The 24939-nt window shown below is 63.0% G+C and carries 23 protein-coding genes and 3 rRNA genes; 9 read left to right on the top strand and 17 right to left on the bottom strand.

The window, feature by feature from the left end:
- Position 1: 1 nt before the first annotated feature.
- Positions 2-760 (bottom strand): LamB/YcsF family protein, encoded by a 759-nt coding sequence (locus tag NMQ03_RS04940; protein WP_255174637.1) that lies wholly within the window; start codon positions 758-760, stop codon positions 2-4.
- 82 nt (positions 761-842) lie between these two features.
- The gene (locus tag NMQ03_RS04935; protein ID WP_255174636.1) at positions 843-1616 is read right to left on the bottom strand and encodes a phosphotransferase; all 774 of its coding nucleotides are present in this window, start codon (positions 1614-1616) and stop codon (positions 843-845) included.
- A 126-nt stretch (positions 1617-1742) separates the two neighbouring features.
- Here NMQ03_RS04935 and NMQ03_RS04930 point away from each other — a divergent pair, with 126 nt between their 5' ends.
- On the top strand, positions 1743-2351 hold the full coding sequence (locus tag NMQ03_RS04930; protein ID WP_255174635.1) for a class I SAM-dependent methyltransferase: 609 nt from the start codon (positions 1743-1745) through the stop codon (positions 2349-2351).
- A gap of 74 nt (positions 2352-2425) precedes the next feature.
- Here NMQ03_RS04930 and rrf read toward each other — a convergent pair.
- From rrf to NMQ03_RS04905, 5 genes are all read right to left on the bottom strand, one after another.
- A 5S ribosomal RNA gene (gene rrf, locus NMQ03_RS04925) occupies positions 2426-2542 on the bottom strand.
- Positions 2543-2700: 158 nt separating this feature from the next.
- Positions 2701-5828: ribosomal RNA gene (locus NMQ03_RS04920) — 23S ribosomal RNA — on the bottom strand.
- A 513-nt stretch (positions 5829-6341) separates the two neighbouring features.
- A 16S ribosomal RNA gene (locus tag NMQ03_RS04915) occupies positions 6342-7858 on the bottom strand.
- The 16S, 23S and 5S rRNA genes sit together here, the layout of an rRNA operon.
- A gap of 648 nt (positions 7859-8506) precedes the next feature.
- The gene (locus NMQ03_RS04910) at positions 8507-9244 is read right to left on the bottom strand and encodes an excalibur calcium-binding domain-containing protein (protein WP_255174634.1); all 738 of its coding nucleotides are present in this window, start codon (positions 9242-9244) and stop codon (positions 8507-8509) included.
- Positions 9245-9311: 67 nt separating this feature from the next.
- Positions 9312-10718, bottom strand: a complete 1407-nt coding sequence (locus NMQ03_RS04905) for a DUF1524 domain-containing protein (RefSeq protein WP_255174633.1) — start codon at positions 10716-10718, stop codon at positions 9312-9314.
- 282 nt (positions 10719-11000) lie between these two features.
- On the opposite strand from NMQ03_RS04905, the gene NMQ03_RS04900 reads away from it, so the two are divergent.
- Positions 11001-11393, top strand: coding sequence for a VOC family protein (locus tag NMQ03_RS04900; protein ID WP_255174632.1), 393 nt, complete (start codon positions 11001-11003; stop codon positions 11391-11393).
- 77 nt (positions 11394-11470) lie between these two features.
- Here the strand turns inward: NMQ03_RS04900 and NMQ03_RS04895 are convergent, their stop codons facing one another.
- Together NMQ03_RS04895 and NMQ03_RS04890 are read right to left on the bottom strand one after the other, a co-directional pair.
- On the bottom strand, positions 11471-12070 hold the full coding sequence (locus NMQ03_RS04895; protein WP_255174631.1) for a heme-binding protein: 600 nt from the start codon (positions 12068-12070) through the stop codon (positions 11471-11473).
- Positions 12071-12133: 63 nt separating this feature from the next.
- Positions 12134-12640, bottom strand: coding sequence for a DUF3592 domain-containing protein (locus NMQ03_RS04890; protein ID WP_255174630.1), 507 nt, complete (start codon positions 12638-12640; stop codon positions 12134-12136).
- Between the two features lie 132 nt (positions 12641-12772).
- Here NMQ03_RS04890 and NMQ03_RS04885 point away from each other — a divergent pair, with 132 nt between their 5' ends.
- Together NMQ03_RS04885 and NMQ03_RS04880 are read left to right on the top strand one after the other, a co-directional pair.
- A complete protein-coding gene (locus NMQ03_RS04885) occupies positions 12773-13234 on the top strand; it encodes a MarR family winged helix-turn-helix transcriptional regulator (RefSeq protein ID WP_255174629.1) in 462 nt (153 codons plus the stop codon).
- Positions 13231-14487, top strand: a complete 1257-nt coding sequence (locus tag NMQ03_RS04880) for an MFS transporter (protein WP_255174628.1) — start codon at positions 13231-13233, stop codon at positions 14485-14487. Before NMQ03_RS04885 ends, NMQ03_RS04880 begins: the two co-directional genes overlap by 4 nt.
- 24 nt (positions 14488-14511) lie before the next feature.
- On the opposite strand, the gene NMQ03_RS04875 is transcribed toward NMQ03_RS04880, so the two are convergent.
- The 8 genes from NMQ03_RS04875 to NMQ03_RS04840 form a co-directional block, all read right to left on the bottom strand.
- A complete protein-coding gene (locus tag NMQ03_RS04875) occupies positions 14512-14820 on the bottom strand; it encodes a cupin domain-containing protein (RefSeq protein ID WP_255174627.1) in 309 nt (102 codons plus the stop codon).
- A 180-nt stretch (positions 14821-15000) separates the two neighbouring features.
- Entirely contained in the window at positions 15001-15387 is a 387-nt protein-coding gene (locus NMQ03_RS04870; protein WP_255174626.1) for a VOC family protein, read from the bottom strand.
- A 237-nt stretch (positions 15388-15624) separates the two neighbouring features.
- A complete protein-coding gene (locus NMQ03_RS04865) occupies positions 15625-15948 on the bottom strand; it encodes a hypothetical protein (RefSeq protein ID WP_255174625.1) in 324 nt (107 codons plus the stop codon).
- A gap of 118 nt (positions 15949-16066) precedes the next feature.
- Positions 16067-16411 carry an iron chaperone gene (locus NMQ03_RS04860; RefSeq protein WP_255174624.1) on the bottom strand — a complete coding sequence of 115 codons (345 nt, stop codon included), beginning with the start codon at positions 16409-16411 and terminating at the stop codon, positions 16067-16069.
- An 8-nt stretch (positions 16412-16419) separates the two neighbouring features.
- Entirely contained in the window at positions 16420-16887 is a 468-nt protein-coding gene (locus tag NMQ03_RS04855) for an SRPBCC family protein (RefSeq protein WP_255174623.1), read from the bottom strand.
- A gap of 31 nt (positions 16888-16918) precedes the next feature.
- Entirely contained in the window at positions 16919-17836 is a 918-nt protein-coding gene (locus tag NMQ03_RS04850; protein WP_255174622.1) for a 2-hydroxyacid dehydrogenase, read from the bottom strand.
- Positions 17833-18615: a DeoR/GlpR family DNA-binding transcription regulator gene (locus tag NMQ03_RS04845; RefSeq protein WP_255174621.1), complete on the bottom strand. Its 783-nt coding sequence runs from the start codon at positions 18613-18615 to the stop codon at positions 17833-17835. The genes NMQ03_RS04850 and NMQ03_RS04845 overlap by 4 nt, the downstream gene beginning before the upstream one ends.
- A gap of 69 nt (positions 18616-18684) precedes the next feature.
- The gene (locus NMQ03_RS04840) at positions 18685-19827 is read right to left on the bottom strand and encodes a Gfo/Idh/MocA family protein (RefSeq protein WP_255174620.1); all 1143 of its coding nucleotides are present in this window, start codon (positions 19825-19827) and stop codon (positions 18685-18687) included.
- Between the two features lie 139 nt (positions 19828-19966).
- Between NMQ03_RS04840 and NMQ03_RS04835 the strand changes: the two genes are divergently transcribed.
- The 5 genes from NMQ03_RS04835 (at position 19967) to NMQ03_RS04815 (ending at position 24933) form a co-directional block, all read left to right on the top strand.
- Positions 19967-20881 carry a PfkB family carbohydrate kinase gene (locus NMQ03_RS04835; RefSeq protein ID WP_255174619.1) on the top strand — a complete coding sequence of 305 codons (915 nt, stop codon included), beginning with the start codon at positions 19967-19969 and terminating at the stop codon, positions 20879-20881.
- A gap of 12 nt (positions 20882-20893) precedes the next feature.
- Positions 20894-21778 (top strand): aldolase, encoded by an 885-nt coding sequence (locus NMQ03_RS04830; protein ID WP_255174618.1) that lies wholly within the window; start codon positions 20894-20896, stop codon positions 21776-21778.
- Positions 21779-21870: 92 nt separating this feature from the next.
- Positions 21871-23160, top strand: a complete 1290-nt coding sequence (locus NMQ03_RS04825) for an ABC transporter substrate-binding protein (protein ID WP_255174617.1) — start codon at positions 21871-21873, stop codon at positions 23158-23160.
- The gene (locus NMQ03_RS04820) at positions 23157-24113 is read left to right on the top strand and encodes a carbohydrate ABC transporter permease (RefSeq protein WP_255174616.1); all 957 of its coding nucleotides are present in this window, start codon (positions 23157-23159) and stop codon (positions 24111-24113) included. The genes NMQ03_RS04825 and NMQ03_RS04820 overlap by 4 nt, the downstream gene beginning before the upstream one ends.
- 4 nt (positions 24114-24117) lie before the next feature.
- Entirely contained in the window at positions 24118-24933 is an 816-nt protein-coding gene (locus NMQ03_RS04815) for a carbohydrate ABC transporter permease (protein WP_255174615.1), read from the top strand.
- Positions 24934-24939 lie beyond the last annotated feature (6 nt).

Here is a 24939-nt window from a genome sequence, read left to right as displayed (position 1 = left end):
GCTAGGCGAAGCTCTGGATCTGGATGCCGGCGTCCACCAATGCGGCGCGGACGGCAGCGGCCATCGCCACGGACCCGGGAGTGTCACCGTGCAGGCAGATGCTCTCCGCCTTGACGGGGACCAGGGAGCCGTCAATGGCACGGACCACGCCGTCGGTGGCCAGGCGCAGGACGTGCTCGACGACGTCCGCCACCTCGTGCAGCACGGCGCCGGGTTCGCGCCGGGAGACCAGGGTGCCGTCCGGATTGTAGGCCCGGTCGGCGAACGCCTCGGCCACGGTGCGCAGTCCGGCAGCTTCGGCCTGGCGCTGGATCTCGGAGTTCGGGAGCACCATGAGGGGCAGCGTGGGGTCAACGGCGAGGATCGCTGCCACCACGGCACCGGCCTGGTTGGGGTGGTTCACGATGGTGTTGTAGAGGGCGCCGTGGGGCTTGACGTAGCGGACGGCTGTTCCGGCTGCGAGGGCTACTGCCTGGAGGGCGCCGATCTGGTAGACGACGTCAGCGGTCAGCTCTTCCGGGGTCATGTCCACGAAGCGGCGGCCGAATCCGGCCAGGTCCCGGTAGCCGGGGTGTGCACCGACGGTGACGCCGGCCTTCACGGCGGCCTGGCAGGTGGCCATGATGCCCACGGGATCGCCCGCGTGGAAGCCGCAGGCTACGTTGGCACTGGACACACTCTCGAAAATGGCGGCGTCATCGCCGAAGGACCAGTTCCCAAAGGACTCGCCGACGTCGCTGTTCAGGTCGATGCTGGGCATTGTGATCTCCGTCTCGGATTGGTGTCCTTCAAGAATGCCCTAAAAAGCCAGATTGTTCAACAATCCGAGAAAGACGACTGCTTCAGAATCTGTGCAAGGCGTCATGGAGCATCTGGCGGCCTTGTCTTTCGAACTCGTGATCGCCAACGTTGTATGCCCAAGCGGCCGTGGAAACGGCTTCCCGCAGCTGCATGACGTTCCAGAGCTCACTGTCCCTGGGATCTGAGCCGTAGCCCGCAAAGAAGGCTGGCTCCAGCTGCGGATCAGTACGCAATTGCTGTACTGCAAGACGACAGAAATCGCTGGCAGCCGGCCTGAACTCAAACCTCCCAAAGTCGATGACCCTTACCTCGTTGCCGTCTACGAGCCAGTTGCGCGGCTGCCAGTCACCGTGGGTCGGAACAACATCGACTGGCCTCGGCTCATAGGTGCCGAGTATGGCCCGCGCCTTTGCTGCGTCAGAGTCCTCGATGCGGTGGGGTTCTCCGAGCCATGCGAGGACCTTGGCAGTCGCGGCCGCCTCATAGTCCGGGTCACTGCGCACGGCCTGGTGGTGAAAAGCGCGTAGGAGGGCACCGGCTTGAACGTACGTCTCCGCCGCATATTCGGCTTCGGTGCCTTCTACCAGGCACCCTCCCAGATACTCCGATACCAGGACGCTCGCAGAGCTGTCCGCGTGTATGAGTTTTGGTGCACGGTTCTGACAGGACAAGACACGGACCCAGGATTGGTGGGCTCTGATCTCACGCTCAATGTGGTGGTTGGCAGGACCGCCGGCCTTGACGATACATCTGCCCCGTGCGCTCTCCACCTCAAGAACCGCGGTATCAATGAGGTCCCAGGAAAGATCACTCACCAGACGGACCCCCGGAAGGCAGGTTTCCACGAGGCCAGCCTGCCGTGTACTCAGCCGGTTGCTGTGCCAGGATTCCATTCCGGCAGACTACCCGGTCCGGGCCGCACCCAAGCCTAGACTTGCTGCGTGGCTGATATTGAGGACCAGGTCCGCCGGGCCTACGCCGGGCGTGCTGCCGAGTACACCCGTCTCCTAGGCGATATCGCGGATATGGATGAGCGTGACCGCGACCGCATTAGCGGGTGGGCTCTGCAGATTGACGGACCAGTGATCGACGCAGGATGTGGTCCGGGGCATTGGACAGATTTTCTGCATCAGCGCGGTGTCGATATTTGCGGCGTTGATCTCGTTCCAGAATTCATTGAAATGGCCCGCTCCCGCTTCCCCGCTGTTCCCTTTCGGACTTCCTCGTTCCACACCCTTGCTCTGCAGGACGAAAGCCTCAGTGGAGTGCTCGCCTGGTATTCATTGATCCATCTCCAACCAACAGAGCTGCCCACAGCTCTCGCCGAGTTTCGGCGCGTTCTAAGACCGGACGGGCGCCTTCTTGTCGGTTTCTTCGAAGGGCCGGCTGCTGAGCCGTTTCAACATGCCGTCGCCGAGGCCTTTTACTGGTCCGTGCCGCGGATGCGCGTGTTGCTGGAGAACGCCGGTTTCAAGGTCCTCGACACTGAAATGCGCAGGGACGAGGGTGGGCGGCGGCCCCATGCTGCCATGACAGCGACTGCCCTTTAAGGGTCCTCTGGTTTTTCGGGTTAAATGTGGGAGGCCCCAACCGTGTGTGGTTGGGGCCTCGACCATGAATGATGTTCCGGCGGTGACCTACTCTCCCACACCCTCCCGGGTGCAGTACCATCGGCGCTGTGGGTCTTAGCTTCCGGGTTCGGAATGGGACCGGGCGTTTCCCCCACGCTATGACCGCCGTAACCCTTGTACCCGAACCCCTGGGGGTTGGGAAATCTGTGGTTACAACATGTGGTGTTGTATTCAGTTGTGTTGGTTCCGTGTGCCAATGCCCCGTGTTGGGGGGGTTGTTGGTTGGGAACCACATAGTGGACGCAAGCAGAATTTTGTATGTATCTGTGTGGTGTAAGTTATTGGCCTATTAGTACCGGTCAGCTTCACGAGTCGTTAGTCCTCGCTTCCACATCCGGCCTATCAACCCAGTGGTCTGGCTGGGGGCCTCTCACACATAATGTGTATGGAAATCTCATCTTGAAGCGAGCTTCCCGCTTAGATGCTTTCAGCGGTTATCCCATCCGAACGTAGCTAATCAGCGGTGCACTTGGCAGTACAACTGACACACCAGAGGTTCGTCCGTCCCGGTCCTCTCGTACTAAGGACAGCCCTTCTCAAATTTCCTGCGCGCGCAGCGGATAGGGACCGAACTGTCTCACGACGTTCTAAACCCAGCTCGCGTACCGCTTTAATGGGCGAACAGCCCAACCCTTGGGACCTACTCCAGCCCCAGGATGCGACGAGCCGACATCGAGGTGCCAAACCATGCCGTCGATATGGACTCTTGGGCAAGATCAGCCTGTTATCCCCGAGGTACCTTTTATCCGTTGAGCGACGGCCATTCCACAATGTACCGCCGGATCACTAGTCCCGACTTTCGTCCCTGCTCGAGATGTCTCTCTCACAGTCAAGCTCCCTTGTGCACTTACACTCGACACCTGATTGCCAACCAGGCTGAGGGAACCTTTGGGCGCCTCCGTTACTTTTTAGGAGGCAACCGCCCCAGTTAAACTACCCATCAGGCACTGTCCCTGACCCGGATTACGGGCCGAAGTTAGATGTCCAAAGTGACCAGAGTGGTATTTCAACGATGACTCCACCCGAACTGGCGTCCGGGCTTCAACGTCTCCCACCTATCCTACACAAGCCACTCCGAACACCAATACCAAACTATAGTAAAGGTCTCGGGGTCTTTCCGTCCTGCTGCGCGTAACGAGCATCTTTACTCGTACTGCAATTTCGCCGAGTTTATGGTTGAGACAGCGGGGAAGTCGTTACTCCATTCGTGCAGGTCGGAACTTACCCGACAAGGAATTTCGCTACCTTAGGATGGTTATAGTTACCACCGCCGTTTACTGGGGCTTAAATTCTCAGCTTCGCCGTGAGGCTAACCGGTCCTCTTAACCTTCCAGCACCGGGCAGGAGTCAGTCCGTATACATCGTCTTGCGACTTCGCACGGACCTGTGTTTTTAGTAAACAGTCGCTTCCCCCTGGTCTCTGCGGCCCCGATCCCCTCCCGGACGCGAAGTCCGATCAAGGTTGGGGCCCCCTTCTCCCGAAGTTACGGGGGCATTTTGCCGAGTTCCTTAACCATAATTCTCTCGATCGCCTTAGTATTCTCTACCTGATCACCTGTGTCGGTTTGGGGTACGGGCGGCTAAAACCTCGCGTCGATGCTTTTCTCGGCAGCATAGGATCACCAAATCCCCCCAAACGGGGGTCCCATCAGATCTCAGGCTATATGAGTGGCGGATTTGCCTACCACTCGCCCTACATCCTTAGACCGGGACAACCATCGCCCGGCTCGGCTACCTTCCTGCGTCACACCTGTTAATACGCTTGCCTCCCAGGATCAGGTCCCGCGCTCCACCAAAACCCTCACACCACAAGGGTGATCGGGCAGGTCTCGGGCGGTTAGTATCCCCTGTTCAACATGGACGGTTTTTCGCCGGTACGGGAATATCAACCCGTTGTCCATCGACTACGCCTGTCGGCCTCGCCTTAGGTCCCGACTTACCCAGGGCAGATTAGCTTGACCCTGGAACCCTTGATCATTCGGCGGACGGGTTTCTCACCCGTCTTTCGCTACTCATGCCTGCATTCTCACTCGTGTAGGCTCCACCGCTGGTTTACACCGCGACTTCACCGCCCACACGACGCTCCCCTACCCATCCAGACGCCTGAACCACAAGGGCTTAGCTAAATATCTGAATGCCACAACTTCGGCGGTGTACTTGAGCCCCGCTACATTGTCGGCGCGGAATCACTTGACCAGTGAGCTATTACGCACTCTTTTAAGGGTGGCTGCTTCTAAGCCAACCTCCTGGTTGTCTGGGCAACTCCACATCCTTTCCCACTTAGCACACGCTTAGGGGCCTTAGTTGGTGGTCTGGGCTGTTTCCCTCTCGACTATGAAGCTTATCCCCCACAGTCTCACTGCTGCGCTCTCACTTACCGGCATTCGGAGTTTGGCTGACGTCAGTAACCTTGTAGGGCCCATTAGCCATCCAGTAGCTCTACCTCCAGCAAGAAACACGCAACGCTGCACCTAAATGCATTTCGGGGAGAACCAGCTATCACGAAGTTTGATTGGCCTTTCACCCCTACCCACAGCTCATCCCCTCCATTTTCAACTGAAGTGGGTTCGGTCCTCCACGACGTCTTACCGTCGCTTCAACCTGGCCATGGGTAGATCACTTCGCTTCGGGTCTAGATCACGCCACTCACACGCCCTATTCAGACTCGCTTTCGCTACGGCTGCCCCACACGGGTTAACCTCGCGACGTAACACTAACTCGCAGGCTCATTCTTCAAAAGGCACGCCGTCACCAGAATCAGACTGGCTCCGACGGATTGTAAGCACACGGTTTCAGGTACTGTTTCACTCCCCTCCCGGGGTACTTTTCACCTTTCCCTCACGGTACTGGTCCGCTATCGGTCATTAGGGAGTATTTAGGCTTATCAGGTGGTCCTGACAGATTCGCACGGGATTTCTCGGGCCCCGTACTACTTGGGATACTCTCACAGGCGGTACAAACACATTACGGTTACGGGACTAACACCCTCTCTGGTAAGCCTTTCAAAACCGTTCACCTATGCGCGCACATCACACCCCACCAGCCCGGCAGAACTGGTATGGAAAGTCCCACAACCCCGACCATGCAACGCCCGCTTACTATCACACATGGAACGGTTTAGCCTGATCCGCGTTCGCTCGCCACTACTAACGGAATCACTATTGTTTTCTCTTCCTGCGGGTACTGAGATGTTTCACTTCCCCGCGTTCCCCCCACGCACCCTATGTGTTCAGGTACGGGTCACCAAGTCACTCGCGCGCTTGGCGGGGTTTCCCCATTCGGACACCCTGGGATCACAGTCCGGTTATCGACTCCCCCAGGCTTATCGCAGATTCCTACGTCCTTCTTCGGCTCCTAATGCCAAGGCATCCACCGTGTGCTCTTAAAAACTTGACCACAAAGATCAAAAACAAGCTCACTCGAGAGAACCACGAAAACTGTCCCGCGCACCCAAAGGCACACGAACCAGATCCAGGTTCATTTATCTTGGAAATTGCTTCTTATACAAGATGCTCGCGTCCACTATGTAGTTCTCAAACAACAACCCCACACCACACACCCCACACACACGTGCATGGACCGTCATGGCAGGGAAACCAGAAACAAACACTCCCACCAGAACACCACCCACACCCCGAAAGGCGAAGACAGCGAACCCGTGGTCCTGTTGCCTCAGGACCCAACAGTGTGCCAAACACGAAAACCACCACATCACCACGCCCACCGTTCCAGAACCACCACCAGGTGGGATTCGTACTAGAGAAGGACACGACAACACAACGGCCGCTATTTGTTGATATTCCACCCATGAGCACCCGCCGCAGGACAATCGCCTGCGCAACGGGCTTGCTTCCTGACAACCCCCACACCCGGACATACATCCAGGCCGGTGCTGTAGGCGCTCCTTAGAAAGGAGGTGATCCAGCCGCACCTTCCGGTACGGCTACCTTGTTACGACTTAGTCCCAATCGCCAGTCCCACCTTCGACAGCTCCCTCCCACAAGGGGTTAGGCCACCGGCTTCGGGTGTTACCAACTTTCGTGACTTGACGGGCGGTGTGTACAAGGCCCGGGAACGTATTCACCGCAGCGTTGCTGATCTGCGATTACTAGCGACTCCGACTTCATGGGGTCGAGTTGCAGACCCCAATCCGAACTGAGACCGGCTTTTTGGGATTAGCTCCACCTCACAGTATCGCAACCCTTTGTACCGGCCATTGTAGCATGCGTGAAGCCCAAGACATAAGGGGCATGATGATTTGACGTCGTCCCCACCTTCCTCCGAGTTGACCCCGGCAGTCTCCTATGAGTCCCCACCATCACGTGCTGGCAACATAGAACGAGGGTTGCGCTCGTTGCGGGACTTAACCCAACATCTCACGACACGAGCTGACGACAACCATGCACCACCTGTAAACCGACCACAAGTGGGGGACCTGTTTCCAGGTCTTTCCGGTTCATGTCAAGCCTTGGTAAGGTTCTTCGCGTTGCATCGAATTAATCCGCATGCTCCGCCGCTTGTGCGGGCCCCCGTCAATTCCTTTGAGTTTTAGCCTTGCGGCCGTACTCCCCAGGCGGGGCACTTAATGCGTTAGCTACGGCGCGGAAAACGTGGAATGTCCCCCACACCTAGTGCCCAACGTTTACGGCATGGACTACCAGGGTATCTAATCCTGTTCGCTCCCCATGCTTTCGCTCCTCAGCGTCAGTTAATGCCCAGAGACCTGCCTTCGCCATCGGTGTTCCTCCTGATATCTGCGCATTTCACCGCTACACCAGGAATTCCAGTCTCCCCTACATCACTCTAGTCTGCCCGTACCCACCGCAGATCCGGAGTTGAGCCCCGGACTTTCACGGCAGACGCGACAAACCGCCTACGAGCTCTTTACGCCCAATAATTCCGGATAACGCTTGCGCCCTACGTATTACCGCGGCTGCTGGCACGTAGTTAGCGCGCTTCTTCTGCAGGTACCGTCACTTTCGCTTCTTCCCTACTGAAAGAGGTTTACAACCCGAAGGCCGTCATCCCTCACGCGGCGTCGCTGCATCAGGCTTGCGCCCATTGTGCAATATTCCCCACTGCTGCCTCCCGTAGGAGTCTGGGCCGTGTCTCAGTCCCAGTGTGGCCGGTCACCCTCTCAGGCCTACCCGTCGTCGCCTTGGTAGGCCATTACCCCACCAACAAGCTGATAGGCCGCGAGTCCATCCAAAACCACAAAAGCTTTCCACCAACCACCATGCGATGATCAGTCATATCCGGTATTAGACCCAGTTTCCCAGGCTTATCCCAGAGTCAAGGGCAGGTTACTCACGTGTTACTCACCCGTTCGCCACTAATCCACCAGCAAGCTGGCATCATCGTTCGACTTGCATGTGTTAAGCACGCCGCCAGCGTTCATCCTGAGCCAGGATCAAACTCTCCGTTGAAAACAAACAGACACAACCAAAACCACCGGAAATAACGGCGACAAAGGCTGCACAAAATTTGAAACCAGCTAAAAACACCAAACCACACCACAGGGGCGGCACGATTCGGCAAATTCAACCAATTACATACATAATCGGTATCAACAAACTTGGCACACTATTGAGTTCTCAAACAACAGACACACCCGGCACCACCCAAACCAACGTTCAGGATCGCTCCGGAGCAACTTTTCAAACTTACCCGATCCCCACCCCCGAAGCAAATCCATCTTCCAGGACCCACACCGAATTGAAGACCGCCCCCACCCAGCAACAGCACGCATAAAAGCGAACCATTTTCCAGGCCGTTCAAAAAGGGGGGTTGGCCGCTATTTTTCCGCTTCAGCGGCGGCGACTCAGAAAACAATACCCGCACACAACCCCCACCGCAAATCGGGCGGAAGGAAGGGCAGAATCCGCGGAATTCCGGGGCAGAAGGGGCGTTCCGGGCACTCAAGCGGCCTGCCGGTGTCGTAATTCCGCTGTGTGTGCTGCCGCACAGTGCGCCACCACGGCCATGACCGTCGCTGTACCCAGTAACCGAACGAGCTGTGGACGCCTCCCTGAATGGGAAGCGCCCACAGCTCGTCTTAGTACTGCGCGCGTCGCCTATCGCTCGCAGGCAACACCGTCGCCATCACGGTCAAGAGACGAGCTGTATCCCGACTGCCCCCTGTACAGCGGGGCGGCGCCGGCATTCTTCGCGGCGGTGCAGTTGGCGTAGTAAGCAGTTGCAGGCGCCTGGGCCGGTGCCTGGACTGGCGCCTGGACAAACTTCTGCGCCGCTGCCTGGTCGGCTGCTGCCTTGGCAGCTGCGTCCCGGGCCGCCTGATCGGCTGCAGCTTTTGCAGCGGCAGCCTGGTCGGCGGCGGCCTTGTCAGCTGCCGCCTTTTCAGCAGCAGCCTTCGCGGCTGCAGCCTGTTCGGCTGCAACCTTCGCAGCTGCTGCCTTTTCAGCGGCGGCCTTCTCCGCCGCCACATCGTCGAGGTTCTTGACGCCGAGGTGCACCGTGGAGCCCTTGGCAGCCTGCGCCCCGTTGGCAGGATCCTGGGAGATCACCTGCCAGTTGCTCTTGACGATGATCGACTTGCCCTTGGCACTATCCACAGCCTCAACCGTGAAGCCCAGCTTTTCCAACTGGTCTTTGGCCTTATCCAACGTCAGATTCACCACGGTAAGCACTACGACCGTCTCGGTCGTCTGCGAGACAGCCGTAGCGGTGGCCGTCCCCGTCGGTTGCGTCGCCGCCTGCTTGCCGCCGCACCCTGTCAGCATGAGTCCGGTCAGCAGAACCAACGCCAGTGACGCCTTCATCCTGCCCGTCGCTGGAACGGTGTTTTCTTTCATGTTTCCCCCTGGGAATGCTTGTGATGGTGGTAAAAAGCAGGGCCCGGAATGACCGGACGTGACGTGCCTACTCGCAGGCGACGCCGTCGGAGTCGCGGTCCAGCGCAGGGCGGTAGCCGGCCTGCCCCGCGTAGAGCGGCGCGGCGCCTGCAGCCTTCGCCGCTGCGCAGTTGGCGTAGTAGGCAGCAGCAGGTGCCGGCGCGGCAGGAACCGGGGCCACGGGCATTGGTGCAACAGGCGCAGGCGCCACGGCAGCGGGTGCGGGTGCCGGTGCCGGTGCCGGTGCTGCTGGAGCCGGGGCAGGTGCGGGTGCAACCGCAACGGGTGCGGGTGCAACCGCAACGGGTGCCGGGGCAGCCGCAACAGGAGCCGGAGCCTGCTGGTTTGTCGGCGCCAACTGCCCGGCGCAGTCGCCAAGGATCCGGGCAATCGCATCGTGCTCCGCCTGGGTGACCCACAGCCCGTACGTCGCCTTCACCGAAACCTGCCGCGCAACGTACTCGCACCGGAAGCCCTTCGCCGGAGGCAGCCAGGTGGCCGCGTCGCCGTCGCCTTTTTGCTGGTTGGTGGGCCCGTCCGTGGCCTGCAGGTTCAGCGGATCGTTGGCAAAAGCTGTCCGCTGCTCCGCCGTTAGCTGCTGCGCGCCCTTCTGCCAGGCGTCGCTCAAGGCCACGACGTGGTCAATCTGGACGGCACTGCTGGTCGCGGAACCCCGCACAAAGCTGATGGTTTTGCCCGTGTAAGGATCGGCCAGGGTTCCCGACTGCACCTTGCACGGCACACTGTTCGTGTATGAAATGCCGGTGAGGTCGCGTTTGAGGATGTCATTGCGGGTATCGCAGCCATTCCGGTCCACGTCTGCCCATGCCTGGCCGAACTGCGCCCGGTCGTATCCGGTCTTCGGTGCGCGGCCCTTGATGGGCAGGGCAGCCAGCAGATCCAACGCCTTGGTGGCGTAGGCAGGCTGCGCGTTGGGCGCGGTTGCGGTGACGCCGGAGGCAAGAACGTATGGGTTCTCCGGGTCCAGCGGTTCGCCCGTGGCGTCGGCAGTGGGACTAGGCGTGGACGACGGCGACGCCTTGGCTGTTGCGGTTGGGCTCGCTGTCGATTGGGTGGCCTTGGCAGTGCTCTCCGATGAGGCGGCCTGCAGGTCAGTGCCGGCCACCCGCGGCATTGCGACGGCACCCCCGATGAAGAGCGCCAAAGACGCGGCTATCGCGACGGCTCCGGCTTTCCGTTTTGCGGGAAGCCATGCCCAGGATCGGCGTCCGGTAAGGAGGACGTAGAGGCCGGTGAGGGCCAGCGAGATGGCCAGGACAACCAGGGCCCCCGCGAATCCGCTGCCCATTGACGCCAAAAGCATAAACAGCGCGGTAATCGCCCCAACAATAAACGTTGAATAGCGTGGTTTCCGCGGCGGCTTCGGTGCCGGAGCGGACGGAACAAACCCCATAAGGGTTTCGTAGTCGGACATTCTTTCCCCATTTACAGGAGGCCCGAAAACCCGCGCCCCCGCATTTGCCGGGCCTGCTGCTTAGCCCGGTAAAGTCATCGTCGACGAGCCTATGCCCCGTTCCGGGCTCAATACGCGGCCTTTCAGGATCCTCAGCGAACATTCAGGAATTCTTGATGCGAGCTTGAGGAAAGACTGTCGCAATACGCTGCTGCTGCTTAATAAATTCGCGCCCGGCAAGGCCATCGACGGCATTTTCAGCCTCCATTCCCTTGGAACAAGGCCGAAGATAGAGTGGGCTGCATGCAGATGCGCCTCGAGGTTGTACAGGTACCGGTTTCAGACGTCGACAAATCAAAAGCGTTTTACACGGAAAAACTGGGATTCATCCTGGACCACGATGTGGAGCACATTCCGGGCATGCGCGTGGTCCAACTGACTCCCCCGGGTTCTGCCACATCGGTGGTGATCGGCACCGGCATGACCACCATGACGCCGGGCAGCCTGGAGGGCCTCCAACTGGTTGTTCCCGATCTCACCGAAGTCCGCAGCGAGCTGGTCCGGCGCGGTGCAGATATCAGCGAGATCCAGGACCTTGGCGGCGTCCTGTTCGCCTACTTCAGCGATCCTGACGGCAACCGCTGGGTCATGCAGGGCCAGACGCAGGAGCACGTCCGGGACGCACACAGGTCGTAGGAAGAGCGGACCGACGGTGGAGCGGGCGTCAGCCGCAAACCCACCAAAGCTGAGCGGGCGTCAGCAGCGGCACGCCGTTACGACGACGGCGGCACGGCCTCAACGGGTTCCAGCACGTCCTGGACCACCTCGTTGTGGCGCAGGAACCAGGGTTTGAACGGCGGGTCAAAGCGGGCGAACCTGGGCGCGCCCACGGGAGTCAGGCCCGCCAGCGTGAGCGCCGCCTGCAGTCCGTTGTTGCGCCGTTCAAAGGCCGATGCCGAGCCGCTGCCCGAAAAGCCCAGCACCGCCGCCAAAGAACCACGCACCGCCCGCACCCTGACCTTGGGGTCGTCGGGCACCGGAGCAGTTTCCGCGGTCACGCCGGCAGGCAGGACAAAGGCGACCGAGAATTCGGCGGCCTGCCCGGCGCCGGGCAGCGGACCGCTTTGGAGTACGGGCGTTGTCATTGCGAGCTTCTGTGGTCCCGGTTCCTGGATCACCGGGGCGGTCATGGCAAGTTTCTGCCGGGCAGTGTTGCTGCCGCTGATGTAGTTGAAGAGATACCGGAAGGCGGCGTTGCCCGCGCGGTCAAAATTCGCGTTCACGGTCACCTCGGCCACCACGTAATCCGGATACCGGCGCAGTTCGAAGTGCGGATAACGTCGGATCAACTCATAGGGCTGCTGTTCAGTCATGGTTCGCAAAGCCTACGCCCGTCCGGCAGGAGCGGATAGACCAGGGGCCGCGACCAGGCTCTGCTACACCACCTGTTGCGTCCCCCGCGCCCGGGACCTGGCGCGCAGAACGGCGCTGCCGACCAGTGCGACCAGGAGGAGGCCCATCACGCCGAATATGGCAGTCAGGACCACGCCCACGCCACGGACCCACACACCATCGCTCTCATAGCCGGGCACAATGGCCCGGCCGGGATCAGTCTCGGCATAGATGACCGTGACGCTGCTGCCCACCACGGGATGCTGGTCGTGGTCCACGGCGGCGAACGTCTTGCGGGGCAGCCCATCCGCGGCCGTGTAGTCGACCCTGATCCTGCGCTCCGAAGCCTTGGTGACGTCGTCGAAGTGGGCGATCGTTCCGGTGGTCTGCGCTCCAATCCGTGCAAGCTCTTCATCGGCGTTGATCATGAAGCTGCCCACGCCGATCATCACCGGACCAAGGCATAGGACCAGGAGGGTCACCGCCAGGTTCAGTTTCCCCTTCCACGACAGCCAGGGTTTACGGTTTCCGTCAATTCTGCGCCCAGTCACGGCTCCCATTCTGCCGGAGCTGTCGGCAAAACCACATGGGCGCCCATTGCCCTCAACAACCAGCTGCGCCATAATAATTAGCAGAACTAATTAGCAGTGCTAATAAAATCCGCAGGAGGCGCATCCACCTACATGTCCCCCACCCAGACGCAAAACCAGGCAACCGCAGACCCCACTGCCCCGGATACCCTTGCCATCGATCTCCGAACCGCCGTGATGCGTACCTCGCGCCGGCTCCGCGTTGAGGCAACAGGCGAAATCATCACCCCCGGCCAGTACACGGTGCTGGCCCTGCTGAACGGCAGCGGTCCCAGCACCCTGCGCGCGCTTGCCGAAAGTGAACACGTCCAGGCACCGTCCATGACCAGGATCGTCAATGCCCTCGCCGACCAGGGCTTCGTTACCCGGTCCGCCAATCCCGACGACGGTAAGCAGGTCCGCGTGGAAATCACCGATGCCGGCAGGAAAGTCCTGGCAGAGGCCCAGAGCCAGCGCACCGCCTGGCTGGCCCGGCGCGTGGCCGGACTCAGCGAGGAAGACCGGCTCACCCTCAGCCGCGCGGCCCGCATCATGCAGGAAATGAGCGGCAAATGAGCGCGATGTTCCGGGCCCTGGAGAACCCCAACTACCGCATCTGGGCCAGCGGCGCGATCGTCTCCAACATCGGCACCTGGATGCAGCGCGTGGCCCAGGACTGGCTGGTCCTGACCGTCCTCACCGACCACTCAGGTGCCGCCGTCGGCCTCACCACGGGCCTGCAGTTCCTGCCTATGTTGCTGTTCGGCCCCTACGGCGGGGTATTGGCGGACCGCTACCGCAAGCGCATCATCCTCATGTGGACGCAGCTGGCCATGGGCTTCACGGCCCTCGCCATCGGCCTCCTGGTGGTGACCGGCACCGCCCAGCTGTGGCATGCCTACGTTGCCGCCTTCTGCCTGGGCGTGGCCAGCGCCGTGGATGCACCCGCGCGCCAGGCCTTTGTTTCCGAACTGGTGGGCCAGGACAACATTTCCAACGCCGTGGCGCTCAACTCCGCGTCCTTCAACACGGCCCGGCTCACCGGTCCTGCGATCGCCGGCGTCCTCATCGCCTGGGTGGGTACCGGCCCGGTGTTCCTCCTGAACGCCGCGAGCTTCGCCGCCGTCCTGGTCTCGCTGTTCCGGATCCGCACCACGCAGCCTGCCCCCGTTGCCAAGGGAGAGCGGAGCAAGCACCAGGTGGTCGAGGGCATCCGTTACGTGCGGCGCCGTCCGGACCTGATGCTGATCATGGTCCTGGTGGGCATCCTGGGCGCGTTCGGCATGAACTTCCCGGTGATCAACTCGCTGATGGCCACCACTGAATTCAGCATGGGCCCGAGCGAATTCGGACTCCTCGGCTCCATCATGGCCGTGGGCACGCTGGCCGGCGCGCTCCTGGCGGCACGCCGCTCCGGACCGCGGCTGCGGTTCCTGCTGGGCGGGGCACTGGGACTGGGGGGCTTCACCATCCTGGGCAGCGTCGCGCCGACATTCTGGGTGTACGCGGCCGTCCTGATCCCCGTGGGCTTGGCGTCCATCACTTTCCTGAACAGCTGCAACACCAGCATCCAGCTCTCCGTGGAGCCACAGTTCCGGGGCCGCGTACTGGCCCTCTACCTGGCCATCCTCCAGGGCGGCACTGCCATCGGTTCGCCGCTGGTGGGTTGGGTCGGCAGCGAGTTCGGCGCGCGCTGGTCCGTCGCGGTGGGCGGCATCGTGGTGCTGCTCGCTGGTATCGCCGCCGTCATCGTGGTCACCAGGCGCAACCGGCTCACCCTGCGCGGCGCACTCCGGATGGCCCTCGGCAGGCGCGAGCCCGCAGTCTGAGCTTCACTGTTACGGGACGGGGCTTCACTGTTGCGGGGCGGCCACGATGTCCACGGAAACTTCCACCGCCGGGACCGTTCCCTTGTTCTCCAGCCAGTGGGTGGTGTGCCGGTCCTCCGGCCAGCCCACCCCCGGCCCGTAGTCCGTGGCCACCCCGTCGCGGTGGTCGGTGATGGTCCCCTGCAGGACATAAACGGTCCCGGGGCGGCCCACGTGGTCATGGAGGGGCCCGAAAACTCCGCCTGGCTCGATGGTCACCATCCGCATCCGGAGTTGGCGCCCGTCCATGCCCTCGATCTCCCCGGCAAGATCCACCGTCGACAGAACCTCCATAGAGACGCCCTTTGTCTCCTGCACCACTTCTTCCACGCCCACCGCTTTCCCTTCCCTCCGGACTGCTGACGACGGCGGCGCCGGCCGCCCGCTGCCACGCACCCGGGTGCGGGTGCTTTAGGCGGCACGTGCCGGCGTCGACCGCTTTATTGCTGAACCTCCTGCTGCAAGCCTTGGCCGTCAGGACGGAATGGAGGAGATGTTCAGGATGTTGCCCTCGCTGTCCAGGAACCACGCTGCCTGGCCGTACCCCTCCATCGTTGCGATGCCGTTCTCGGTCTTCAGCCCAGGCATGTCGTAATCCTCGAAAACGACGCCGCGGGCCCGGAGTTCGTCCACGTCCCGCTGAACGTCGTCCGTGGCCCAGCCAATTTGCGTGTTTTTGGCCGAACCGGCGTTGTCCGTCTGGTAGATCAGGAACGAGGTTCCCTTTCCGCACCGATAGACAAGGCCGCCGTCCGCCATTGTCCGCTCGGGCTCAAACCCCAGCTTGTCCCGATAAAAATCCCGCGCCCGGTCGATGTCCTTGGTAAGCAGCACAGCCATGACTTCCATATCTTTGAGCATGACGAATCTCCTTGTGCTCTGATGGCGTTGCTCTCCCCCTGAAATGGTCCGGCCGTCCCCCGCCGGGCGTCGTGGCCGTCCTTCCCGCCGATTGCCGGGGCGGCCGCCTGGAACCCCTGGGTCCGCCGCGGCGCAGAACAGCAGCGGGAGGTTCCCGAAGTCTACGAGGCCATTATGGGACCGAAAATCCCACGACGGAATAGGGGATTTAAACGGCCCTGAAGCGGCCTCCCCCTGCTACTTTCGTGCCACCCAGATTGCTTTACGCAGGGCAGCGCCCGCTACGGATACGAGGGGAACCAGGCATACCAGCGCGACGATGGTGTTGGGACGGAAGGCCGGACGCCCATTAACCGTACGGTAGATTCCCAGTGGCACAACGAACCCGCCGCCGCCCCCGCCGGAGGCGCCGTCCTCCGACTCCGTGCCGCCGCCGAAGCCGAAGGACACCAGCGCCACGGGCACGATCTCCTCCCCGCCCAGGTTGACGGGGGTGCCGTAGGCGCGGGTGACGCCCATGTTCTTGAAGGATTCTGCAAGGGACGCAAGAGTGTCAGCCATGGCCCTCACGTTAGGGGGCCAGGCGTGGCTGCAGGAAGGACCAAAAGTCCTGAGGAGCCTCCTGGCCCACTGGGAAGCGGGTACCCTGCTGCCGTGCTGACCGGCGCCGTCCGCTTCTTTACTTCCGAATCTCGGCCATCCGCAGCCGAACAATGTCTTCCAGCACGTCGTCGGGCACGGGGTGGTCCGCGGTGAAGCGGATGGTCCCCTTGGACAGCGAGTACCCTTCCAGCCGCCCGGCCACCGCTTCCACCACCGCGCCGGAAAAGGGAAAGATCGACAGGTGTTTTGCCGCCGGGACGGCTGCCAACAGCGGTTTGCCCTCGAGTTTCAGGGCGGGCATGCCGTAGCTCATCCCTTCCGTGGCCTCGGGAGCCAGAGAGCGCGCAGTCTCCACCACATGCTGCAGGCAACTGCGGTCGGGTTCATCCAGCGCGGCCAGCGCCTCGTCCACGACGCCCAAGGGGAACCTCAGCTCTTCCGGGCCGCAACGGTGGAGGCCAGCGCGGCGAGCCCGCTCTCGAAGTCAGCGCCCACCATCTTGTCCATGTCCATGAACAGCGCGAACACCCTGCCCAGGCCCTTGTTCTCACCCGTCATCCGCCAGGTCACCTCGGTACCGGTGTCCACCGGGGTGAAGCTGAACGTGGTGGGGTTCAGTGCCTTGAACGGCCTGGTGAACTGCAGCCGGATCCGGATCAGGCTGGCGGGTATGGATTCTGTGAGTTCCATGGTGCCGCTGCCGGCCCTGCGGTTGCCGCTCCACTCGTACCCCGCGCCGGCGCCGGCCTCGTTGCCGAAGTAACGGCGGCTCATGCCCGGGTCAATCGTTTCCCAGGGGGACCAGGCGGTCCATTCATGGAAGTTGTTGACCAGGGGGAAGATCTGCTCCGGTGAGGCAGGGATGACCGCCGTGCGGCGGACGTCAAAAGTGGACATGGGCCCAGCATAGGGGCCGGAGCCGCTGGCGTTAAGGGAGGACGACGTTCAGGGGGTCCTTGCCCTCGAGCAGGAGGCCGATCTGCTTCCTGAGCAGCCGGACCATCCGGGGGAACATGGCCGAGCTGGCGCCGCCGACGTGCGGGGTGATGAGCACGCCCGGTGTGGTCCACAGCGGGTGGTCCGCGGGCAGCGGTTCCGGGTCGGTCACGTCCAGGGCAGCCCGTAGCCGGCCGCTCGATGTCTCGGCGAGCAGGGCGTCGGTGTCCGCCACGGGGCCGCGGGCCACATTGACCAAAAGGGCTCCGTCCGGCATGGCCGCGAGGAACTTGGCGTCCACCAGCTGCTGGGTCTGCTCACCCAGCGGAACGCTGACCACCACGATCTCGTGCAGCGGCAGCTGCTCGTAGAGCGAATCGATTCCGTGGATGGTCCCGCGGTCGTCCTCACGGGCGCGGCTGGCCATCCGGGTGACGTCGGTTTCGAACGGCAGGAGCCGGGCCTCGATGGCCTTGCCCACTCCGCCGTAGCCCACCAGCAGCACCCGCCGGTCGGCCAGGCTGGGCCGCTGGCTGTTGTCCCATGTTCCGGTTTCCTGGTTCCGGACAAAGTCCGGGATGCCCCGCTGGGACGCCACCATGATGCCCACGGCGAGCTCCGCCGTCGACGTTTCATGGACTCCGGCCGCGTTCGCGAAGGTGACGCCCTCGGGCAGGACTGCGGCGACGCCGTCGTACCCGATGGACTGGCTCTGCACCAGGCCCACGTCAGCGCCCTCCAATGCGGCGAGCGCCGACGGTTTGCCCATGTAGCCGGGCACCAGCAGGTCCAGCCGGCCCTCCGGCGCGGGTCCGTCCAGGTCCCACAGGACAAACTCGACGCCGTCCATGGGCGCCAGTGCGTCCAGCAGGTTTTGGGCGGGCAGGCAGACGCGCAGCGGGGCCGTCACGCGGCGACCATCAGCTTCACGTTGGCGGCGCCCAGGGCATCCTCGATTTCCCGCGGGGGCGGGGCGTCCGTCACCAGGATGTCCACCGCATCGAAGGCCGCAAGCCGCGCCAGCGCGTACCGCAGCATCTTTTGATGGGTGGCGACCACCACCACCTGTTCCGCTGAATTCATAAGGGCGATCTTAGTGGCGCGTTCCACGTCCCGCTCAATATAGAACGCCTCGTCATGGATGCCGGTCACGCCGATGAAGGCTGTCTTGGCGCGCAGGCCGGCCGCCGCCGTGACCGTCATGGGGCCGTTGAACGCCTGGCTGTCCAGCAGCAGCTCCCCGCCAAGGCAGATGGTACGCGCTGCCGTGAGCTGGAGGCAGCGCTGGATGGCGGGGGCGGAATGCGTGATGATGGTGCCCGTGAAGGATGTGGGCAGCTCCTGCGCGATCTGGTAGGTCGTGGTGCCGGCATCCAGGATGATGGCGTCCCGCTCGCCAATCAACGAGATGCAGGCACGCGCCACCCGGAGTTTGGCATCCGAATCCTCCCTCACCCGGGCGGCGAAGTCCGCGTTCTGGCCATGACCGTCCACGGCGCTGACGCCGCCGTGCACCACCCGGGCCAGTCCGCGCTTGGACAGGACCCGGGTGTCACGCCGCACGGTCATGTCGGAGACCGCGAACGTCTCCGCCAGGTCGTTCGTGGAAATGAAGCCCCTCCGGCCCAGCTCGTCCAGGATGGTGCGCTGGCGGGGCGTCAGCGGCGCCTCTTCATGTGCGGTGCTCATAGCTGCTCTTCCCTCCCCAATGTGCCGGGCAGGAGCCTGGCGGGATGTTGGACTTCCAACAAAATTCTTCTATGAACGTACCCCGGAAACAGCATTGGCAAGCTCCACGGGGCGTCCTTCCGTAATGGAACGTTCCGCCGCGAGGCCCATCCGGACTGACTGCAGTCCGTCGGCAACTGTCACTTCGACGGGACCTTCGCCGAGGATGGCCTTCCGGTACCCCAGGTGCTCGTAGTACGTGGACCCGTGATGGGCACCGGCCGCGAGGACGGCCTCGTCCACCGGGACTTCGTGCTTTTCGGGGCCCAGCGGGGACCGCGGGCTGAACTCCACGGTGGCTTCGGCCTCATCTCCTGGGATCCAGTGGTTGGCTGCTACCGGGATCAGCGTCTCGATCTTTGCGGCATCACCCACGATGGAGATCCGTTCCTGGAATTTGGATCCCTCGGCGAACATGGACAGTTCCAGCATGGCCCGGCGGCCGCCCTTGAAATCGACAATCACGTAGGCGTTGTCCACCATGTCGGACACCCGGCCGTCGTAGACCTCGTCCATGTGGTTTACGTCGTGGCCGCCGCTGGCGTACACCCGGACAGGCTCATCCTGCAGGATCAGCCGCATCAGGTCGAAGAAGTGGCAGCACTTCTCCACCAGGGTGCCGCCGGTGCGCTCGGCGAAGCGGTTCCATGCGTCCACCTTGTGCAGGAACGGGAAGCGGTGCTCCACGATGGAGAGCATGTGGATCTTCCCCAGCTTGCCGCCGTGCGCCGCCTGGATGACTTCCTGCACCGGCGGCATGTAGCGGTACTCCATGGCCACCCACACCGGTGCGGGGTAGTTGGCGGCGAGGGCTTCCAGTTCGTCCGCCTGCTCCGCGCTGGTGCACACAGGCTTTTCCACGAGCACGGGCAGGTTGGTGCCGCTGGCGAAGACGTCCTTCAGGATGCCCAGGTGCGTGTCGTTGGGGCTGGCGATGACTAGGGCGTCCACCAGGCCCGAGGCCAGGAGTTCCTGGTGGGTGGCGAACGTCTGCACCTCATGTCCGATCTCCGCGACCGTCTCTTCCAGGGACGACGGTGTGGGATCCGAAACTGCGGTGACGAGGCTGCCCGGAATTAGTGCAAGGTTCCTGACATGTTCGCGGGCCATGTGACCGGCTCCGATGAGGCCGTACCGGATAGTCCGGGGTGATTCCGCAGTAGGCAATGACATGAGCTGCTCCGTTTCTCTACGTTGAGGGGGCGGGACCGCGGCGTTGCATCCCAAACACAACTATACAGAAAGTGTTGTTTTTCCAACATAGCGTGTGTATATTTCTTCAATACCAGCCGGAACTACAACGAGGTGGAACGTGCCCCAACCGTCAACTGGAACCCTGCTCTTCGTAGGCTGCGCCACCCTTGACTCCATCGCCCTGGTGGAGGATTTCCCGGCCGCGGACAGCCGCACCGTCGCCACGGATTTTGCGACGGCGGGCGGCGGCCCCGCAGCCACGGCAGCCGTCGCGGCGGCCCGGGCAGGCGCCAGCACCGCCTTCGCCGGCGTCCTCGGCACCGATGAAGAAGGAGACCGCATCATTGCCGGGCTCCAGGGGGAAGGCGTGGACACCTCCGCAGTCATTCGCGATCCGGGCGTCAAAACCGGAGCCAGCGTGATCGTGGTCAGCAAGGCCACCGAAAGCCGGGCCATCGTCACCCGGCCAGTGCCGCCCGTCAGTTTTCCCGCCGCCAGCCGCTTTACCGAGCTGCTGCAGTCCGCGGCCTGGGTCCACGTGGACCACCTGGGCTGGAACGCTGTTGCCACGGTGCCCGGCTTCAACCCGGAGGACCTGAACCTCAGCGTTGACGCAGGCAATCCGATCCCCGCCTTCACCCCCCGCGGCGTGGCGCTCTACGTGCCCACCATTGAAAGGCTCCAGGCGGAGTACGGCGCGGGCCTCTCCCCCGAGGCCCTCCTGGGCAAAGCGCTTGACGACGGCGCCTCCGCCGTCGTCGCCACCGCCGGCTCCGAAGGAGCCTGGGTTGTGGAACGCGGCGGCGAACCGGTCCACATCCCGGCCGCCCCCGCCACCATCGTCTCCACCCTCGGCGCCGGCGATGTCTACCACGGCGCCCTGCTGGCGGCCGTCGCCGCCGGCCTTCCGCTGGTGGACGCCGCAGTGTTCGCCGGCCGCACCGCTTCCGCCTCGTGTGGCGGACTGGACGGCCGCTCCGCCATCCCGCACCAGACCATCGCCCCTGTCCCAGTTTCCAACCTGTCCAGCTGAAAGAAGCAGCCCATGAGCCACACCGATCTTTCCCCCCTGCAGCGCCCGTCCGGCGCCTTTGCGATGCTTGCCGTCGACCAGCGCGAAGCCATGCGCAACATGTTCGCCGAGCACACCGACCAGCCCGTCACCGACGATGACCTGCGCGACTTCAAGCTCGAGGCCGCCCGTATCCTCACCCCCTACGCCTCCGGCATCCTCATCGACCGCCAGTTCGCGCTGGACCAGGCCATCGACGCCGGTGTGGTGGATTCCAGCTGCGGGCTCATCGCCTCCGCGGACCACTTCGAATCCGCGCACGGCGAGCTGGTGGGCGAGGTGACCATCGACCGGCTGGTGGACCCGCACAAGTACAAGGCCCTGGGCGTCAAGGCCCTCAAGCTGCTGGTGCTCTACCGCCCGGACGAGCCCGCCGAGGGCCGGGTGGCCATGGTCCGCGAATTCGTGGACAGCTGCCGGTCCGCCGGGCTGATCAGCATCATTGAGCCCGTGTCCCGCAAGCCCCTTGCCGGTGGCGACTTCGACTGGAACGCCGGAATCCTGGCCGCAGCAAAGGAACTGGGCAGCCTTGGCGCCGACCTCTACAAGGCCGAGGTCCCCTTCAAAGGACAGGCCTCCGAGGATGATGTCCGCGCGGCCTGCGCCGAACTGACCAAAGCCATCGACGGCCCCTGGGTGGTCCTATCCAGCGGCGTTCCCGAGGACGTCTTCCCCGACGCCGTCCGGTGGGCCTGCCTGGAAGGCGCCAGCGGCTTCCTCTCCGGACGCGCCGTCTGGGCATCCTGCATCGGAGCCCCCGACGTCGTCGAGTCCCTGTCCACCGACGCCGTCCGCAGGCTGCAGCGCCTCTGCGCCGTGGTTGACGACGTCGTTTCAGCACAACGGGCCCACGCATAGGCACCGTCCAGGCGCCACAGCGTCCTCCCCGGGGCAACCCGTTTCCGCAGTAAGCACACAAGGCACAGCAAACACTCAACGAGGAGATTATTGTGAGTCAGATTTCACGCAGGCAGGCTATGGCCATTCTCGGAGCCCTGGGCTTCGGCGCCACGGCGGCGGCGTGCGCAGGCCCCGGCGGTTCCACCTCGCCGGCCGGCGCCTCCGGACCGGCAGCCCCGTCCACCGGCGCAGTGACCGGCAAGGTGTCCTTCGCCCACTGGCGCGGCGAGGACAAGGCCGTGTTCGACGAGCTCATTAAGCGTTTCGCCGCCAAGCACGACGGCGTGGAGGTGGCCCAGGACATCTCCACCTCCAACGACTACAACGCACAAGCCCTGCAGAAGCTGCGCGGAGGCTCCATCGGTGACGCGTTCGCCACCTTCCGCGGCGCCCAGTTCAAGAACTTCAGCGAAGCCGGGATCTACACCGACCTCAAGGACAGCAAAGCCGTGGCGAACTACCAGAAGGGACTGTTGTCCGCGGGCCAGAGCGGCAACAACCAGCTGGGCCTGCCGTACCAGGTGGTGTTCCCCATGCCCATGGCCAACGTGGACCTCTTCGACAAGGCCGGCGCGGAAATCGCCCCCAAGAACTGGGATGCGTTCCTGGCGATGTGTGAAAAACTCGCCTCCGCCGGGGTCATCCCCATCTCCTGGCCGGGCGGCGATGTGGGCAACGGCGGCCAGTTGTTCAACTGCATGATTGCCAACAATGCCCCGGTGGACGACATGTGCGCCCAGATCGAACAGGGCAAGCTCAAGTGCACCGATGACTGGTTCATCAAGATGCTCAACCAGTACAAGGACCTGAAGCCCTTCGTACAGCCGAACGCCACGGGCACCGCCGTGGAGCCGGCGCAGAACCTGTTCTCGCAGGGCAAGGCCGCCATGCTGGCCACCGGTTCGTACCACATCGCCGCAGTCCGCGGCCTGGGTGCCAAGTTCCCCATCGACCTGGTGTTCCCCAACACCACCTCCGACGGCAAGGGCAAGTATGAAGGCGCCTACAACGCCACCTTCATCCTGGGCGTCAACTCCGCCAGCAAGAACCAGGCCGCCGCAGCAGCCTGGATCGACTTCCTCTCCGAGCCCGAGAATGCGGGCTATTACGCCAACCAGACCGCCCAGCACGTTTCGGTGGACAAGGTGGAATACACCAACCCGGACCTGAAGCGGCTGAGCCCCTGGCTGCAGAAGAAGACCGCGCTCGCCGCCCGCTTCCAGTTCAACAACCTTGATGTCCGCAACGCGGTGGAGGCCAGCGCCACGGCCGTCATCTCCGGCACCAGCCCGGAGCAGGCAGCCGCTGCCGCCCAGAAGATTGTCGATGAACGGCTATGAGCATCCATCCCGGAACCGCTGCGAAGCACAAGGCGCCGGAGGACCAAACCGCCGCCAGCGCGGCCAAGGTGCGCCGCCGCTCCCCCACCCGCGTGAATCCGGCACTGTACCTCTTCCCGCTGCCGGCCGTCGCCGTCGTCGCCTTCTTCCTGGTGATGCCCACGCTGCAGGCCTTCCAGTACGCCATCACGGACTGGAACGGCTTCTCGGCGGCATTCAACTATGTTGGCCTGGACAACTTCATCCGCGCGTTCACCAAGGACTCGCTGTTCACCAATGCCCTGACCAACAACCTGAAGTTCGTGCTGCTGGTGGTCATCGCGCAGACCCTCTTCTCGCTGATCCTCGCCCTGCTCCTGACGAAGAACTCCCGGGGCAGCATCCTGCTCCGGGCGCTGTTCTTCTTCCCCACCATCCTGTCCTCGGTGTCGGTGGCCTTCATCTGGAAGTTCATCTACGACCCCAACTTCGGGCTGGCGAACTCGGTCCTCAGGACCGTCGGAGTGGACGGCGGCGCCTATCTCGGCAACGACGCCCAGGCCCTGTACTGGGTGGCCGTCACCCAGGTGTGGTTCCACTCGGGCCAGATGATGGTGGTCTACATTGCCGGGCTGCAGGCCATCCCCCGGGAACTCTACGAAGCGGCGGAGATGGACGGTGCCAACAAATGGCAGCAGTTCAAATCCATCACCTGGCCCTTCGTTGCCCCGGCCACATCCATTGTGGTGGCCTACACCACCGTGCAGTCCTTCAAGGCGTTCGACCTGATCCTGGGCATCGCGGGAAATCCGCCCAAGAGCTCCCTGGACATCCTGTCCACCCGCATTTACAGCACCTTTGCCAACTCGGAATTCGGCTACGCCGCCGCCCAGTCGATCATCTTCATGGCGATGATCGCCCTGGTCACCTGGCTGCAGCGCCGCCTGCTCCGGCTGACCCCGAAGGGGGACTAGCAGCATGCTCGCCTCACTAAGCCGCCGCGCCATCCTGGCCATCTACGCGGTCATCATCATCGTTCCGCTGACTGTGGTGGCCTTCGGCAGTTTCAAGACCACGCAGGAACTCTTCGCAGGGCCCTTCAGCCTGCCCCACTCGCTCTCCGCAGACAACTTCACCGAAGTGGTGGGCGGCCAGAACCTCGGCTCGTCCTTCATGAACAGCGTGATCGTCACCGGCATCTCCGTGCCGCTCACCCTCTTCCTGGCCAGCCTGGCCGGGTACGCGGTGTCCCGGCTGAAGGGGTTCATGTCCTGGGCCATCTTCGGGTTCCTGGTCCTGGGCATGGCCATCCCGGCGCAGGCCAACATGGTCCCGCTCTATGTGCTCTTCGGCAGGCTGGGCCTGCTGGACAACCTGGTAAGCCTGATCCTGGCCAACGTGGTCTCCACGCTGCCCATCGCCGTGTTCATCCTGGGCGGGTTCATGCGGACCCTGCCCAAGGAACTCTACGAAGCCTCCTCGATTGATGGCAGCGGTCCGTGGAAGACCTACTCCTCCATTGCCCTGCCGCTGTCAGCACCCTCCATCGCTGCGGCCGCCATCTTCCTGTTCGTCATCCACTGGAACGAACTCCTCTACCCGCTGCTGTTCATCCAGACCCCCGGGAACCGGACGCTGCCGCTGGCGCTGCTCAGCTTCCAGGGCGAGTTCCAGACCAATTACCCGCTTCTGTTCGCCGGCGTCATCCTGGCGTCCCTGCCCGTGGTAGTGGCGTACGTCTTCCTGCAGCGCTACTTCGTTGCCGGCATCACGGCAGGCGCCAGCAAGGGATGAGTACGA

The organism is Arthrobacter sp. DNA4, assembly GCF_024362385.1.
GTDB lineage: Bacteria > Actinomycetota > Actinomycetes > Actinomycetales > Micrococcaceae > Arthrobacter.
This window is presented reverse-complemented; position numbering and strand designations above follow the sequence as displayed.

What these genes read in the sequence shown, in the direction of transcription:
- NMQ03_RS04940 (WP_255174637.1), bottom strand. Translation starts at nt 760, where the DNA reads ATGCCCAGCATCGACCTGAACAGCGACGTCGGCGAGTCCTTTGGGAAC.
- NMQ03_RS04910 (WP_255174634.1), bottom strand. Translation starts at nt 9,244, where the DNA reads ATGAAAGAAAACACCGTTCCAGCGACGGGCAGGATGAAGGCGTCACTG.
- NMQ03_RS04905 (WP_255174633.1), bottom strand. Translation starts at nt 10,718, where the DNA reads ATGTCCGACTACGAAACCCTTATGGGGTTTGTTCCGTCCGCTCCGGCA.
- NMQ03_RS04900 (WP_255174632.1), top strand. Translation starts at nt 11,001, where the DNA reads ATGCAGATGCGCCTCGAGGTTGTACAGGTACCGGTTTCAGACGTCGAC.
- NMQ03_RS04895 (WP_255174631.1), bottom strand. Translation starts at nt 12,070, where the DNA reads ATGACTGAACAGCAGCCCTATGAGTTGATCCGACGTTATCCGCACTTC.
- NMQ03_RS04885 (WP_255174629.1), top strand. Translation starts at nt 12,773, where the DNA reads ATGTCCCCCACCCAGACGCAAAACCAGGCAACCGCAGACCCCACTGCC.
- NMQ03_RS04880 (WP_255174628.1), top strand. Translation starts at nt 13,231, where the DNA reads ATGAGCGCGATGTTCCGGGCCCTGGAGAACCCCAACTACCGCATCTGG.
- NMQ03_RS04875 (WP_255174627.1), bottom strand. Translation starts at nt 14,820, where the DNA reads ATGGAGGTTCTGTCGACGGTGGATCTTGCCGGGGAGATCGAGGGCATG.
- NMQ03_RS04870 (WP_255174626.1), bottom strand. Translation starts at nt 15,387, where the DNA reads ATGCTCAAAGATATGGAAGTCATGGCTGTGCTGCTTACCAAGGACATC.
- NMQ03_RS04865 (WP_255174625.1), bottom strand. Translation starts at nt 15,948, where the DNA reads ATGGCTGACACTCTTGCGTCCCTTGCAGAATCCTTCAAGAACATGGGC.
- NMQ03_RS04855 (WP_255174623.1), bottom strand. Translation starts at nt 16,887, where the DNA reads ATGTCCACTTTTGACGTCCGCCGCACGGCGGTCATCCCTGCCTCACCG.
- NMQ03_RS04845 (WP_255174621.1), bottom strand. Translation starts at nt 18,615, where the DNA reads ATGAGCACCGCACATGAAGAGGCGCCGCTGACGCCCCGCCAGCGCACC.
- NMQ03_RS04840 (WP_255174620.1), bottom strand. Translation starts at nt 19,827, where the DNA reads ATGTCATTGCCTACTGCGGAATCACCCCGGACTATCCGGTACGGCCTC.
- NMQ03_RS04830 (WP_255174618.1), top strand. Translation starts at nt 20,894, where the DNA reads ATGAGCCACACCGATCTTTCCCCCCTGCAGCGCCCGTCCGGCGCCTTT.
- NMQ03_RS04820 (WP_255174616.1), top strand. Translation starts at nt 23,157, where the DNA reads ATGAGCATCCATCCCGGAACCGCTGCGAAGCACAAGGCGCCGGAGGAC.
- NMQ03_RS04815 (WP_255174615.1), top strand. Translation starts at nt 24,118, where the DNA reads ATGCTCGCCTCACTAAGCCGCCGCGCCATCCTGGCCATCTACGCGGTC.